This window comes from Gudongella ferriphila (assembly GCF_046224405.1).
Lineage (GTDB): Bacteria > Bacillota > Clostridia > Tissierellales > Tissierellaceae > Gudongella.
This window is the reverse complement of record NZ_JBJXRK010000009.1, coordinates 41308-54717: the sequence shown is the minus strand read 5'-3', so window position 1 is coordinate 54717 and position 13410 is coordinate 41308. Positions and strand designations below refer to the sequence as shown.

General features: G+C 40.9%; 14 protein-coding genes and 1 other annotated feature. All 14 genes read left to right on the top strand.

Going from position 1 to position 13410, the window contains the following annotated elements; translation table 11 throughout:
- Positions 1-13 precede the first annotated feature (13 nt).
- Positions 14-256, top strand: coding sequence for a putative signal transducing protein (locus ACKVDP_RS07260; RefSeq protein WP_409228146.1), 243 nt, complete (start codon positions 14-16; stop codon positions 254-256).
- 78 nt (positions 257-334) lie between these two features.
- Positions 335-1483, top strand: a complete 1149-nt coding sequence (locus ACKVDP_RS07255) for an iron-containing alcohol dehydrogenase (RefSeq protein WP_409228167.1) — start codon at positions 335-337, stop codon at positions 1481-1483.
- Between the two features lie 99 nt (positions 1484-1582).
- Positions 1583-1779 (top strand) — a binding site (T-box leader).
- 45 nt (positions 1780-1824) lie between these two features.
- Positions 1825-2820, top strand: a complete 996-nt coding sequence (trpS, locus tag ACKVDP_RS07250) for a tryptophan--tRNA ligase (protein WP_409228145.1) — start codon at positions 1825-1827, stop codon at positions 2818-2820.
- Positions 2821-3152: 332 nt separating this feature from the next.
- Complete coding sequence (locus tag ACKVDP_RS07245) at positions 3153-4064, top strand: hypothetical protein (protein WP_409228144.1); 912 nt, start codon at positions 3153-3155, stop codon at positions 4062-4064.
- 80 nt (positions 4065-4144) lie between these two features.
- Entirely contained in the window at positions 4145-4990 is an 846-nt protein-coding gene (locus tag ACKVDP_RS07240) for a fumarate hydratase (protein WP_409228143.1), read from the top strand.
- A gap of 16 nt (positions 4991-5006) precedes the next feature.
- A complete protein-coding gene (locus ACKVDP_RS07235) occupies positions 5007-5555 on the top strand; it encodes a Fe-S-containing hydro-lyase (protein WP_409228142.1) in 549 nt (182 codons plus the stop codon).
- Positions 5556-5568: 13 nt separating this feature from the next.
- Positions 5569-6744 (top strand): NAD(P)-dependent malic enzyme, encoded by a 1176-nt coding sequence (locus tag ACKVDP_RS07230; RefSeq protein WP_458306237.1) that lies wholly within the window; start codon positions 5569-5571, stop codon positions 6742-6744.
- 29 nt (positions 6745-6773) lie between these two features.
- Positions 6774-7820, top strand: a complete 1047-nt coding sequence (locus tag ACKVDP_RS07225) for an Ldh family oxidoreductase (RefSeq protein WP_409228141.1) — start codon at positions 6774-6776, stop codon at positions 7818-7820.
- A 234-nt stretch (positions 7821-8054) separates the two neighbouring features.
- Positions 8055-9011 carry a 3-dehydro-scyllo-inosose hydrolase gene (gene iolN / locus ACKVDP_RS07220; protein WP_409228140.1) on the top strand — a complete coding sequence of 319 codons (957 nt, stop codon included), beginning with the start codon at positions 8055-8057 and terminating at the stop codon, positions 9009-9011.
- Between the two features lie 24 nt (positions 9012-9035).
- Positions 9036-9695, top strand: coding sequence for a nitroreductase family protein (locus ACKVDP_RS07215; protein ID WP_409228139.1), 660 nt, complete (start codon positions 9036-9038; stop codon positions 9693-9695).
- A gap of 26 nt (positions 9696-9721) precedes the next feature.
- On the top strand, positions 9722-10162 hold the full coding sequence (locus ACKVDP_RS07210) for a hypothetical protein (protein WP_409228138.1): 441 nt from the start codon (positions 9722-9724) through the stop codon (positions 10160-10162).
- Positions 10163-10239: 77 nt separating this feature from the next.
- Entirely contained in the window at positions 10240-11343 is a 1104-nt protein-coding gene (locus ACKVDP_RS07205; protein WP_409228137.1) for a tripartite tricarboxylate transporter substrate binding protein, read from the top strand.
- An 85-nt stretch (positions 11344-11428) separates the two neighbouring features.
- A complete protein-coding gene (locus ACKVDP_RS07200) occupies positions 11429-11917 on the top strand; it encodes a tripartite tricarboxylate transporter TctB family protein (protein WP_409228136.1) in 489 nt (162 codons plus the stop codon).
- A 16-nt stretch (positions 11918-11933) separates the two neighbouring features.
- Complete coding sequence (locus ACKVDP_RS07195) at positions 11934-13409, top strand: tripartite tricarboxylate transporter permease (RefSeq protein ID WP_409228135.1); 1476 nt, start codon at positions 11934-11936, stop codon at positions 13407-13409.
- Position 13410 lies beyond the last annotated feature (1 nt).

Below are 13410 nucleotides of genomic sequence, written 5' to 3'. Positions count from 1 at the left end.
GGGAGGTAAACTGATGACAGACAATGTTGATCTAGTGGTACTGAGGACAGTTGAGAACGAGTTTGAAATGAACATGATTACTGCGATTCTGGAAGATAACAAAATTCCATTTATCGTCAAAAACAAGGGATCAGGAAGCTACATGAGAATACTGACTGGAAGCTCACCTTTTCTGACTCATATATTGATAGACAGTAGAGACCTTGAAAGGTCGATAGAGCTTATTAGTCCAATTGTTGGTGAAGATCTAGAGTGATTGAATATAAGAAAAATGCTCCAGCTCTAGCTGGAGTAAATAATTCAAAAATAAATTGGAGGGATTGACTTGATTGAGATGTTTGATTTTATTTTGCCGACAAAAATAATATATGGAGCGGGATCCATTAATTTACTAGAGGAAGAGTTGAGGAACATTAAAGCAAAGAAAATTATGATAATTACTGACAAAGGTATAGCAAAATCCGGATTGCTAAGCAAGCTTGAAGACATTATGAATCATGGAGGGTATGACTATATGGTTTTTGATGATATTGAAGCTAATCCAAAGGATTACATTGTTGAGGAATGTGCAAAAACTGCTGGGGAAAATGATATTGATACCTTCGTTGCCTTTGGGGGAGGAAGTCCCATGGATGCGGCAAAAGGTGCTGCTGTGATTTCCAGACAGGGTGGAAGAATTCGTGATTATCAAGGTAAAAACAAGATAGGGGAAGACTGCATGCCCTTGATTACAATACCGACAACAGCTGGAACAGGTAGTGAAGTAACATTCTCATCAGTGATTACGGATACAGACAGGAACTTCAAATTCACAGTGAAAAGCCCATACATAGCAGCGAAAACAGCAATTCTGGATCCGGAGCTTACCATTAGTGTCCCATCTTTGATTACTGCATCAACAGGTATGGATGCCTTGACACATGCTATTGAGGGTTACACAGCCAATTGCACTGAACCAATAGCTGAAGCAATTGGGCTATATGCAGTTGAGTATATAGTTTCAAGCCTATCTAGAGCGGTCAGTAAGGGTGATGATCTGGAGGCCAGAGATAATATGATGATGGGTAGTTTAATGGGAGGACTATCCTTCAGCCATTCAGATGTTGCATCTGTACATTGTATGGCAGAAGCCCTTGGCAGCCTTTATGACGCTCCACACGGACTGTGTAACTCAATATTGCTGCCATACGTAATGGAATATAATCTTCCGGAGTGCGAGTACAAATATGCTAGAATTGCCAGAGCAATGGGAATAGATGACAGCAACGACAGAAGTGCTGCAGAGAAGGGGATAGAATATATAAAGGAGCTATCAGAAGAAATTGGCCTTCCAGGACTGAGCTCTCTTGATATTGACCCGGATGATTTTGAAAGGCTTGCTGAGATGTCAGTTGAAAACGGTTCAAATGCAAGCAATCCAAGAAAAGTGGATAAAGAAACATATATTCAACTGTTTAGAAAAGCTTATGAGGACAGGAGATAATCCCTGTGTGATAATAGAAAATGAGGTTTAGGTTTGGAATATGACTGGTTGAGTGGGATTGATGTTTACAAACCCAATTATTGTAGTATAATATGAGATATAGAAGCTGAAGGAGAATAGTATCTGTGTAATACCCTACAGAGAGTCGATGGTGGTGCAAATTCGACGGGGATAAGCAGTGAATGGGCTCCTGAGCATTGCCTGAAAAAGTAGGGCAAGGGTATCCACCCTTACAGGGAACCAAGCTGGCAGAAATGCAAGAAGAGTGGCAACGCGGAAAACCCTTCGTCTCTTTATCAATGAGATGAAGGGTTTTTATATTTCAGGGAGGATGATTATTTATGGAAAAGAAAATTGTATTCAGTGGGGTACAGCCATCTGGAGCACTGACTATAGGCAACTATATTGGTGCCTTGAGAAATTTTACTGAGCTGCAGGATGAATATGACTGTAACTACTGTGTGGTTGATATGCATGCTATCACAATCCCTCAGGTCCCGAAAAACCTTAGGAAAAACACATTAGATGTTTTAGCCATGTATATGGCAAGTGGAATTGATCCAGATAAGTCAACATTGTTTATTCAATCACATGTTCCAGCACATGCTGAGCTGTCATGGGTACTAAATACCATAACCTATATGGGCCAGTTAAACAGGATGACTCAATTCAAAGAGAAGTCAAAAAAATCAGATGAAAACCTTAATGCAGGGCTGTTCACCTATCCGGTGCTAATGGCAGCAGATATACTATTGTATCAGGCTGATTTTGTCCCTGTGGGGGAAGACCAGAAGCAACATCTTGAGCTTTCAAGAGACCTGGCCGAAAGATTTAACAGTAGATATAGTGATACGTTTACAGTACCCGAACCACTGATAAAGGAATTTGGAGCAAGAATTATGAGCCTACAGGATCCGGTGGCAAAGATGAGCAAGTCGGACAGCGATACCAACGCATATATACTATTGCAGGACAGCAAGGACCAGATTGCGAGGAAAATTAAACGTGCAGTGACCGACTGTATTGGTAGTGTCAATTACACGGATGAACAACCTGGAATAAAGAATTTAATAAATATACATTCAGTTCTATCTGGCATGAGTGTTGATGAAATAATTAAGTTGTACAGTGGAAAAGGATATGGAGTATTCAAATCAGAGCTTGCAGAGGTTGTAATAGATGCTCTTGACCCAATTCAGACAAGATACCAACAATATCTAGACAACAAGGACTTTCTCGAAAAAGTATATTCTGAAGGTGCCAACAAGGCTGAATCAAAAGCGAGAAAAACCTTAAGGAAAGTATACAAAAAGATAGGCTTTGTACCAAGAGGCTAGATTTAATTTTCAAAAAACAAAGCGGAACTTCAATTCAGCATTTCAATGTGAAAAGGTTCTGCTTTTTTTACTTTTTGATAAATCTTATCAGAGGAAGATATATTTAATTTCCATAAATATCTGAGAGCGTTAAAGCCTGAAAATTCAGTAATCTCAAAGAAGGATATAAAAAATAATTTTAATCAAGGACGTCAATAAAGATTTTGGCACATAAATTGCTTATATTAATGGCAACGTTATAAAGGCGTACCATTTCCGGAAATGGAGAAGTCTTAGTTTAAATTTGAAAGTGTTGAAATTAGTTACTAAAAATTTACTGGAGGTAATTTGAAATGATGGAGAAAACTAGAGAGTTTTTGGTTAAGATTGGCTTGCCAGATGGTGATGCATTTGACTGTCCGACTTCTGAGAAAAGGTTCCCAGGAGGAGCGCATTTCGGTATTGAGGTTCCAACAATCAATACAGCAGTGGCCTGTAAAGCGCTGATAGAGGAAGCGGAAAAACTAGGGGTTCAGATCAACAGAGTTGATGAGACCTACGGAGCTTTCAGACATACATTTTCCGAGCTAAAGGAATATGCTGCCATATGCAAGGCACATGGATCAGGTCTTAATATGTCAATCGGACCCAGAGCAGCTTATGATACAAGTGCCACCAGACTTAGCGAGCAGGGAAGAGTAATAGCATACAGGCTTAGGGGTCAGGAGCAGGTTGCAAGAGCTCTTGAAGATGCAAAAAGGATTGCTGAAGCAGGCATAAGAGGACTTATAGTGTACGACGAAGGAATGCTTTGGGTACTCGATGAAGCAAGGAAAATGGGTGAACTACCAGCAGATATGAAATTCAAGAACTCTGCACACAATGGGCAGGGAAATCCAGCAAGCTTTAAATTACTCCAGGATTTGGGTGCTGATTCAATAAACCCTGTAAGAGACCTTTCGATACCAATGCTGGCAGCTTTAAGACAAACGGTAGATGTACCACTTGACCTACATACAGATAATCCACCGGGATCAGGGGGATTCATAAGAGTCTACGAAGCTCCTGAAATGGTAAGATGCTGTGCGCCAGTATATCTTAAGACAGGAAACTCATGCGTATCCGGTCATGGACAGTTGACTACAGCTTCAAACGGAATAGATATGGCTAGACAAGCATCCATAGTCCTGGAAATGGTCAAGAGATACTATCCCGAAGCCATACAACTGAAAGCTGGAGAGGCTGAACCACAGATAGCCGATTAACAGCATAGAAAAACAATTGTCTCTCCTGTTTGACTGAAGTCTTACAGGAGAGATAGTTCTATTACGAAAGGAAGAGTTATATGAGAGAGGTCAATGTATCTGAAATAACAGATGTGGTAGAGAAACTTTGTATAGACTCCAACTATTATCTTCCAGAGGATGTAAAAAAGGCTCTTGAAGATGCGTTGGAAGGTGAAGAATCACCATTGGGAAAGGAAATACTACAGGACATCCTGAAAAACCAGGAAATTGCCAGAACGAAAAACGTACCCATTTGCCAGGATACTGGATTGGCAGTTCTATTCCTTGAATTAGGTCAGGAGGTAAGGCTTATTGGAGGGGAACTGAACGATGCGATAAATGAAGGCGTAAGAAGAGGCTATGAGAAAGGATACTTAAGAAAATCCACAGTGGATGATCCCTTCATGGAGAGAAAGAATCTAGGAGACAACACCCCAGCAATAATTCATACAAAGATTGTACCAGGAGACAAGGTGAAAATGATATTGGCACCCAAAGGTGGCGGAAGTGAGAACATGAGTGCCCTTGCCATGCTAAAGCCATCGGATGGGGTAGAGGGAATTAGGAAATTTGTTCTGGATACAGTGGAAAAGGCAGGATCAAACCCATGCCCTCCAATAATAATAGGGGTGGGAATTGGTGGAACAATTGAAAAGACAACCCTAATAGCCAAGCAGTCCCTCCTTAGGAATATTGGGGAACACAATCCAAATCCGAAGATCGCTGAGCTTGAGAAAGACCTGCTGGAGCAGGTGAACAACCTGGGAATTGGGCCACAGGGCTTTGGTGGAAGGACTACAGCGTTGGCGGTTCATATAGAGACCTTTCCGGCCCACATAGCAAGTATGCCAGTAGCCATTAACATCCAATGTCATGCAGCTAGACACCTGGAAGCAACAATTTAAATTGGAGGTAGTTGATATGTCTAAGAGAGTAAATACACCTTTGACTGAAGAAGCGGTCAAGGACCTAAAGGCTGGGGATAGAGTTCTGCTCAATGGAATCATTTACACTGGAAGAGATGCCGCCCACAAAAGATTGGCAGATATGATAGACAAAGGCGAAGGTCTCCCCATGGATTTAAGGGATCAGACAATATACTACGTAGGACCCTGTCCAGCAAAGCCAGGACAGGCAATAGGATCGGCGGGCCCCACAACAAGCGGTAGGATGGATGCCTACACTCCCAAGCTTATGGACCACGGATTAAGGGGAATGATCGGAAAAGGCCTAAGAAACCAGGCGGTAGTTGATTCCATCATAAAGCATACCGGGGTATATTTTGCTGCCATCGGTGGTGCAGGAGCTCTTCTGGCAGAAGCCATAAAGGAGGCGGAGGTAATAGCATTTCCAGACCTTGGAGCAGAGGCAATATACAAGCTAAGGGTTGAGGATTTTCCCGTGACAGTGATAATAGACAGCCAAGGGAACGACCTTTATAAAATAGGAAAAGAACAATACAAAAAATAGGATGGTGTTGATAATGTCATTAAGAGATGATGCACTAAAGCTACATAAGGACAACAAAGGAAAACTCAATGTGGAAAGCAAGGTCAAAGTAAACGACAAGGAAAGCCTAAGCCTGGCATACACACCTGGAGTTGCGGAGCCCTGCAAAGAGATTTTCAAGGATAAGAATACAGTATATGATTATACATCAAAGGGAAACATGGTTGCAGTTGTGTCAGACGGATCCGCAGTTCTCGGCCTTGGAGATATAGGAGCCAGTGCCTCATTACCGGTAATGGAAGGAAAGGCTGTACTATTCAAGGAATTTGGAGGGGTGGATGCATTTCCAATCTGTGTAGAGACGAAGGATCCCGATGAGATAGTAAACATAGTAACAATGATTGAACCTGTATTTGGGGGAATAAACCTTGAAGATATATCAGCACCAAGATGCTTTGAAATAGAAAACAAGCTTAAGGAAAAGCTTTCCATACCGGTATTTCACGATGATCAGCATGGTACAGCAATAATAGTTTTGGCTGGACTTATGAACGCACTGAGATTGACAGGAAAGAAAATGGAAGAGTTGAAAATAGTGATTAACGGAGCTGGAGCAGCCGGTGTAGCAATAGCAAAGATCATCCTAAACCTAGGGGTAGGGGATATGCTCATGGTTGACAGGTCCGGAATAATCTATCAAGGTAGAGAAGAAGGAATGAACTGGGCAAAGGAAGAAATGGCTGAAATCACTAACAGAGAGTTAAAGAGTGGTAGCCTTGCCGATGCCATGAAGGAAGCGGACGTATTCATAGGAGTATCTCAGGCAAACATCCTTACAGAGGAAATGGTCAAATCCATGAATAAGGATCCGATAATATTTGCCATGGCAAATCCAGTTCCGGAAATCGATCCTGAACTTGCCAAGAAAGCCGGAGCCCGAGTGGTGGGTACAGGAAGGTCAGACTATCCAAACCAGATAAACAACGTCTTGGCATTCCCAGGAGTGTTTAGAGGTACCTTTGATGTAAGGGCATCAGAAATAAATGAAGAAATGAAAGTAGCCGCAGCAAATGCACTGGCGGGGCTTATATCAGATGAAGACCTTAAGGAAGACTATATAATACCAATGCCATTTGATAAAAGAGTAAGACCCGCAATCGCTGAAGCGGTGGCAAAAGCGGCCAGAGATACGGGAGTAGCCAGACTGTAGGTAAAGATTAGGCAAAGGGGATGAAAAACTTGGATAAACCTATTATATATGAGGTGGAAACACTAAAGGAGTTTAGCATAGACATGCTTACAAAGGCAGGAATGAGTGTTCAAGATGCTGAAATCATAACCGACACACTACTCTTTGCCGAACTGAGAAACATAAAATCCCATGGAATCGTTAGGCTGCCTACATATATCCAAAGAATGGAGAATGGAGTAGTCAATCAAAACGCAGATATGAAATTCAAAAAAATGAAGGCACCTGCGGTAGGCATGCTGGATGCAGACAATGGAATGGGACAGATTGCAGGATACAAGGCAATGAAGGAAGCAATCAACATAGCTAGAGTTTACGGTATAGGAATGGTAACAGTCAAGGATTCCAATCATTTTGGAGTGGCTTCATACTTCTCCATGTTGGCATCCAAGGAAGATATGATTGGATTGGTTATGACAAATGCATCCCCCGCAATTGCACCATTTGGAACAAAGACACCTCTCCTGGGAACAAATCCCCTCACGGTGGCAGTACCAGCTAAGGTAGGCAAACCTATTGTTCTGGATATGTCCATGTCCACAGTAGCTAGAGGGAAAATTAGGATTTCTGCAATGCAAAACAAGGAAATCCCCAGTGATTGGGGCTTGGATAAGGATGGAAATCCAACAACAGACCCCAATGAAGCACTTGAGGGGAGTCTAGTTCCCATTGGTGGAGTAAAGGGTTCAGGACTTTCGTTGATAGTTGATTTGATGACGGGACTTTTGACAAAGACCTGTATGACCGGTGAAGTCAAAAATATTACAGACATGAGTGGTCCTTCAAAAACAAGTCATCTTTTCCTGGCAATTGATATTGAGAACTTTATGGATGTGGATGAATACAAGCAGGATGTAGACAAGACAATAGAAAAGATCAAATCACTGACTCCTAAAGGGGACAATAATATCTACATGGCAGGAGAGATAGAACAAAATGTTATGGAGGAAAGAATGTCCAAGGGAGTGCCTGTTGATGTGGAGGTTGTGGAAAAGCTGAATATGCTTGCCGAGAGATATGGCTCCTCGGTGCTATAGATTGATTGGACCGATCCAACTATAATAGTCGCTTTTCAAAATAAAATTACAATCCACCATTATTCAAATAAATATTTTTCATAATGAAATGGCTTTTCCCATACACAGTGGTAAATTATTAACAATTAAGCAAATCACTAGAAAATACAAAGAATATTCTGTAAAAATTATTGGCATCTAAATTGCATTATTAAATATTAGCTTAAAGTAAATTTATTAGGAGGTGCTTTTAAAGTGAAATATGATATTTCAAAGGGTTCTATGGATAATGCCGACAAGGTTTATTTTCAGAACATGACAGGAAAACAGGTTAAAGAAAGACTTAAGGAAAACGATATTATTATAATACCCATTGGTAGTACTGAAGCCCATGGTAATGGTCAGTGTTTTGGTGAGGATACCTTCCTTGTTACCAGAATGGCCGAGACAATTGCAAAGAAAACAGGATGTACAGTATCGCAACCAATTTGGTTTGGATCACATCCTTGGGCACATATGGGAATGCCTGGAACAATTGTCATACCGGAAGAAACCTTTACAAACTACTTAAGATGTATACTCGCTGGTTTCTGGAATGCTGGCTTTAGAAAAATGATACTTCTGAATGGTCACGGTCAAGAGTATGTAATTCCAAATGCGATACATCAGTTTGGCAAGATATGGCAGGTACCTGCAGTGATTACCTTTGTGAACTGGCCAACAGTAATACCAAATCATCTAAAGGACAAGGAACATGGGGGGCCATTCGAGACCCCGTTTGCACATGCTGATGAAGCCGAAGCATCCTATTCCCTGGCGCTGTTCCCAGAAATGAACAGTATGGAAGATATGGAAGACACTGTTCCAAAGGGTAAATTCCCCAAGGGTTGGATCGATAAAGGTGGAGACGTTTATCAATCTCCGATTCCAGGGCATGCACAAATTGGTAATGGGGGCCTGGAAGTCAAGATGTATCCAGAAGCAGTAATCGGGAAGCCATCATTGGCGGATGCTTCAAAAGCCATGGATGGATTAGAGGCTCTATTTGATTTTATGGTGGCATTGCATGATGAAATAAGAAGAATTTATCCTGTGGGAGTCCTACCAGACATTGAAACTTTTACTGAAAAGGATAAGGGACTAATCGAAGATGTCATTAAAGGACCTTTAAATGGTGGCAAGAGTATTTATGCAATTCACCATCCAGTGTAGAAGGTAATATTAGGAGGCGATAAAATGACTGATGTCAACAAGGAATTTTGGCAAGTAATTTTGGATAGAAGAAGTATAAGGAAATATGAGGATAAGCCAATATCAGAAGAAGATATAAAAATCATTATGGAAAGTGCTAGACAGGCTCCCTCAGGAGAAAATGCACAACCATGGAGATTCATTATAGTCAAGGATCAGGAGAGCAAGGATTTCCTATCCTACGTAGGCAAAGGAGGTAGCGGTAGAAGGTTTACTGGTGAATACCTAAGTAAACACATGCAGACCAGGTTTGAAGCCCTCGAGGATGAGGAAAAAAAGAGAAAAGCTTTTAAGAAATTGACATCAGGTAATGTTTCTGCATTTGTTAACCAGGCACACATGGATATTCTTGTACTTGGGAAAAAGGAGGTTTGGGACGCTCCATTCGATACATCAGCTGCCATTCAAAACATGTTGCTAACAGTAACAAGTCTGGGTTTGGGGGCTTGCTGGTTGGTTGCACCAACAATTGATATTCGCGATGAACTGAGAATGAAAAACTATTTTGAGATTCCAGAGGAATACAAGCTCTATGCGATCATAGCGGTTGGAGTACCTGGTGAGGTCAAGAACCCAAGACCAAGGATACCTTTGAATGAACTTGTATACAGTGAAAAGTTTGGAGAGGAGTATTACAAGGAATAAATCTATCGCATGGGGAGGTTTGAAAATTGAGTGACATAGGAAAATTGAAAGATAAATTACTTTTTGAAACTCAGAAGGCATTTTATGATGAAAGAGGTAAGGGAGCCAGATACAGAATGACTCTTGTTGGAGTTGAATATATCGAAAATGAGTTGGGCGAAAAAGCACATGATATTGAAGCTCTTGCTGAATGGATGAAGGAAAAAGGATTTTTTGAGGATATTGAAATAACCCAGGACGAGTTTACATTCAAAGCTAATGTCAAGAATTGTTGTCTTAAGGGAATCAGAGACAGCTTTGATGAGAAGGGCATGCAGCCGCTAAGCTGTCCTATTGGCAATATGTTCATGAACGCAATCGAAAGTGAGAATGGACTGTCACCTGAGCTTATGCCAATAGATATTGATGCTGAGAATTGCGGATTGAGCATGGCTAAATTTGGAAGTTCAGATGTTGTTGTAGATTAACAAAAATAATTAGAGAGGGAGGGTATTTAAAATTTGATGTAGGCGTAGTAAAACAAATTCAATTAGGGGGGAAGGTAATGAAAAAATTTAGGTTTTTGTATTTAGTACTTACATTGGTTCTTGCTATGTCATTATTTTTAACGGGCTGTAGCACACCAGCAGAGGAGCCAGCTGAGGAACCTGTAGCAGAAGAGCCTGTAGCAGAAGAGCCTGCTGAGGAACCTTCTGAAGAGCCAGAGCTTGCTTATCCAGAGCGACCAATCAATGCTGTTGTTGGATTTGGAGCTGGTGGACCTACTGATGTTATAGCAAGAGGGATTGTACCAATCCTTCAGGAGAAGGTTGGCGAAGGGATAGCAATTACAAACACACCTGGAGCGGCAAGTGCAACAGCAGCTTCAAACGTACTTAACACAACTCCCGATGGTTACACCTTATTCTTTGGATCTGAGATAATGTCTGTTTGGCAGACTATGGACACTATGGATATGCATCCGACCAGAGATTTTATTCCAATAAAGCTTGTTGCTGAAGCTACTCCTGTTCTTGCAGTACCTCCAAATTCACCATTCAACTCGGCAGAAGAATTAATGGAGTATGCAATTGCAAATCCAGGGGAGCTTACCATTGGTACTGCAGGTCCTGGAACGGTCCCACATATAAGTGGACTTCTTTGCGAACAATACCTTGGTGCTGAATTCACATTTGTACCATTCCTTGGTGGCGGTCCTGCAATAACAGCTGTAATGGGTGGTCAGGTTGATGCTACAATAGAAATGGTGCAATCAATGGTTGAAGCCCATAAGGGTGGAAACCTTAAGATATTAGCTTCATTTACGAATGAGCCTATACCAGGCCTTGATGAAGTAGTGCCAATTGGAACAGTATATGATGAGCTTTCTCCATATATCCCATACGGTCCCTATTTCGGCTTGTTTGCAGCTAAAGGAACACCAGAGGAGATAACGGATTATCTTCAAAGAAAAATGGAAGAATCCATGGCGGACCCCAGATGGGATGAATATTGCGAGAATCTTTACCTAACACAAATCGACTACAGTGGACAGGAAGCTATTGATTACCTTGAAGAGTGGACCTCCAAAGCTGCATGGTTGTTGTATGACACTGGCGCAGCTGCAAAATCACCTGAAGAATTTGGGATTGAAAGACTAGACAAATAAGGGGATTGCAGCCCCTTATTTTGAAGGGGCTGCAATTTATTTAAATGGTTTTAACAAATTTTGAGGATGATTGGGAGGTGTCAGCATGAGAAAACTGGGATGGCTGGACTACTTGATTTATCTGTTTATAGGAGCCATCGGAGCATTTGTAATGATCAGTATACGTAATTGGATGGTTATAAGAAACTTGGCACTATTTTCCACGACATCACCAATAATCTTTCCTTTTCTAATAGGGACAGCATTACTAGTTTTCATTTTACTTACCATAATTAGTGACATACGTAGAGTGAAAAAAAATGAGGTTGAAGATGAGGAGGACTACAAGGATATATCAGTGGATCTTGGCATGGCTGTATTATATTCTGCAGGCGTTGTCATTTATACCTACGTAATTAGGAAAATCAGCTTTTTACCTGGGACAATATTATTTCTAATAATTGCAATGATGGTAATGAATTATGAGGAAATGAACCTGGGCAAAAGAGTTGGCAAGGCTGCAATAGTTTCCTTTGTCGCTGTACCAGTGTTATATTTTGTGTTCTATAAAATTTTCAACGTGATGTTGCCATAGGAAGGAGGTCGAAATTATGATTGAATTTGAAGCTATATACATCTTGTATATTATTGTTGGAAGTCTTGTCGGCCTTGTTATGGGATCATTACCAGGATTGACCGTTACCATGACAATAGTACTGGTAGTTTCACTGACATTTGGATGGGAAATGATACCTGCTTTGGCATTTATAATCGGATCATTTGCAGGGGGAGTAATTGGAGGTTCCATTTCTGCGATAGCACTAAATATACCAGGAACGGCAGCTGCAGTATCCACAACTTTTGATGGATATCCTATGAAAATGAGAGGAGAAGCAAATACTGCTCTGGGATTGTCATTATTTGTAAGCTTAGTTGGTGGTTTGTTTGGTTTGGCCATGCTGTCAATTGCTGGACCAGTTTTGGGAAGCATAGCCTTGAAGTTTGGACCGCAGGAGTATTTTCTAATTACAATGTGGGGTATAACCCTTGTAGCAGTTTTAAGCCAAGGGAGAATGACAAAAGGCTTGGTTGCAGCTTTTCTAGGTGTTTTCATAGGAATGGTGGGAATGGACCCCATAACAGGTTTAATGAGATTTACTTTAGGTACCAAGGTACTAAGTGGAGGAGTTAACTACATAGCAGCTATGATAGGACTATTTGGAATGAAGGAGGTTCTTGTACAGCTAAAGAAAACTAAATCCTTTAAAATTGATGAGTCATACAAAATAAGAGACTTATTTCCAAAATGGGAAATAATTAAGAAGGTTATTCCCACAATGACCTGGTCAGCTGTAATTGGTTGGGTTATAGGTCTTCTACCTGGTACTGGAGGAGATATAGGGTCGTTGGTGGCTTATGGAGCTACAAAAGGAATAGTGAAAAAACCATCCAGACCTTTTGGCAAGGGAGCATATGAAGGTGTTGCAGCTCCAGAAACAGCTAATGATGCTGCAATTGGGGGAGCCTTGACAACCATGTTGACCCTTGGAATTCCTGGAGACTCCATCACTGCAGTAATAATTGGGGCTTTTTACATGCATGGATTGTTACCAGGACCGACCTTTATGATAACTGAAAGGAAGTATTTTTATTATATCCTCATCTTCCTCGCAATTGGAACATTGGTATCCTATGTTATTGGAATTCTTGGTTCAAACCTGATGCTTAAGATACTTAAATTTCCAAAATGGGCACTGGTTCCTTTGATTTCATTGCTTTGTATAATAGGATCCTATGCATTGAACAATAACATAAATGACGTATTGATAATGGTTGCATTCGGTCTAATAGGATATATGTTCCAGAGGGCCAATTATCCGGTTTCGCCAATTGTACTTGGTATAATACTAGGTCCTATGATTGAAACCAATTTCAGACAGGCCTTGATTAGTTCAAGATCATTTGGGAATCTGATGGTATCATTTGTAAGCAGGCCAATTTCATTGATTTTACTCGTGTTAATAATAGGTTCGTTTATACTCCAATCCTTTACCTTTAAGTCAAATATTGCACCTGATGAGGATTAGA

Excerpts from the sequence above, each read along its gene's own strand:
- ACKVDP_RS07260 (WP_409228146.1), top strand. The coding sequence starts at position 14 with ATGACAGACAATGTTGATCTAGTGGTACTGAGGACAGTTGAGAACGAG.
- ACKVDP_RS07255 (WP_409228167.1), top strand. The coding sequence starts at position 335 with ATGTTTGATTTTATTTTGCCGACAAAAATAATATATGGAGCGGGATCC.
- trpS (WP_409228145.1), top strand. The coding sequence starts at position 1,825 with ATGGAAAAGAAAATTGTATTCAGTGGGGTACAGCCATCTGGAGCACTG.
- ACKVDP_RS07245 (WP_409228144.1), top strand. The coding sequence starts at position 3,153 with ATGATGGAGAAAACTAGAGAGTTTTTGGTTAAGATTGGCTTGCCAGAT.
- ACKVDP_RS07240 (WP_409228143.1), top strand. The coding sequence starts at position 4,145 with ATGAGAGAGGTCAATGTATCTGAAATAACAGATGTGGTAGAGAAACTT.
- ACKVDP_RS07235 (WP_409228142.1), top strand. The coding sequence starts at position 5,007 with ATGTCTAAGAGAGTAAATACACCTTTGACTGAAGAAGCGGTCAAGGAC.
- ACKVDP_RS07230 (WP_458306237.1), top strand. The coding sequence starts at position 5,569 with ATGTCATTAAGAGATGATGCACTAAAGCTACATAAGGACAACAAAGGA.
- ACKVDP_RS07215 (WP_409228139.1), top strand. The coding sequence starts at position 9,036 with ATGACTGATGTCAACAAGGAATTTTGGCAAGTAATTTTGGATAGAAGA.
- ACKVDP_RS07205 (WP_409228137.1), top strand. The coding sequence starts at position 10,240 with ATGAAAAAATTTAGGTTTTTGTATTTAGTACTTACATTGGTTCTTGCT.
- ACKVDP_RS07200 (WP_409228136.1), top strand. The coding sequence starts at position 11,429 with ATGAGAAAACTGGGATGGCTGGACTACTTGATTTATCTGTTTATAGGA.
- ACKVDP_RS07195 (WP_409228135.1), top strand. The coding sequence starts at position 11,934 with ATGATTGAATTTGAAGCTATATACATCTTGTATATTATTGTTGGAAGT.